An 838-nucleotide genomic window follows, 5' to 3' on the forward strand; every position below is an offset into this window, starting at 1 on the left:
CCTATACAGGGCTAAATCAAACGGCCGCGACCAAGTCAGCTTTGAAGCGGCGACATTGAGCGGTTTTCCGAACGGCGACCTGATGACGGTCCATTGAGGGCCGCGCCTGATATCCATGTCGGAAACCCGTCGAAGACGAACAGCATCTTCGGCGGGCCATAGTCGCAAAAAAGGCCTAGCCAGTCATGCGGCGTATCCGCCCTGGCCCCGCGCGACCGGCTTGACCGAGACTGCCGGTTGGGCCGAAGGCCAGAGAATGCCTGCCGCCGCCGCGAAGGTGATCATGGCATCGTGCGCCGCTTCGGGCGAGATCTCGCCGGCACGTGCCGCCTCGCATGCCTTCACCGCCGCGCCATAACTCAGGCGTCGCCGCGATGGTGGGAACTCGGTCAGGAATTCATGCATGTCGAAGAGCGAAGCGATTATGCGCTTGTGGCCGGCGCCGACGGTAACGGCGACGGGGGTGAAGAGCATCGTGTCGTGCATTCTTGCCTCTCGAATTGGGCGGAGGTGACGGCGGACGCCGCTCTCCGATCTGAATCGGACGCCCAGAAACGCGGATTGCGGCATCAGGTTCCATGTTGCCGAGATTAGATTTTCGCCACCAAGCTCCGTGGCATCAGCGCCGTGTCGAAAGGCAGCCTATTTCCACATGTCGCGCATGCGGGCGCCAAGGTCGACGCGCACTTGCGGCTGGCGGCGCGGATCGTCCTTGGCCTGGACGCTCGCCCATGATGTCTGTTCGAAGGCGCCGAGGATCGAGGTCGGGATGAAGCGGGTGCGCGAGGCGTAAACGTGGCGATCGCCGCGCGCCGCCTGGCCGTGGACGAAAAAGCGC

General features: G+C 63.6%; 2 protein-coding genes. Both read right to left on the minus strand.

The genetic code is table 11. From position 1 onward, the window contains the following. Window positions 1-183 precede the first annotated feature (183 nt). Window positions 184-486, minus strand: a complete 303-nt coding sequence (locus EOA86_RS36630) for a DUF982 domain-containing protein (RefSeq protein ID WP_128345831.1) — start codon at window positions 484-486, stop codon at window positions 184-186. Window positions 487-642: 156 nt separating this feature from the next. Further along, window positions 643-838 (minus strand): hypothetical protein (locus tag EOA86_RS36635; protein ID WP_164892409.1); only part of this gene is annotated, 196 nt, incomplete at its 5' end.

Source organism: Mesorhizobium sp. M5C.F.Ca.IN.020.32.2.1 (genome assembly GCF_004023105.1).
Taxonomy (GTDB): Bacteria; Pseudomonadota; Alphaproteobacteria; order Rhizobiales; family Rhizobiaceae; genus Mesorhizobium; species Mesorhizobium wenxiniae.

Bases quoted from the DNA above. Each gene is read 5' to 3' on its own strand.
- EOA86_RS36630 (WP_128345831.1), bottom strand. From the start codon at position 486: ATGCACGACACGATGCTCTTCACCCCCGTCGCCGTTACCGTCGGCGCC.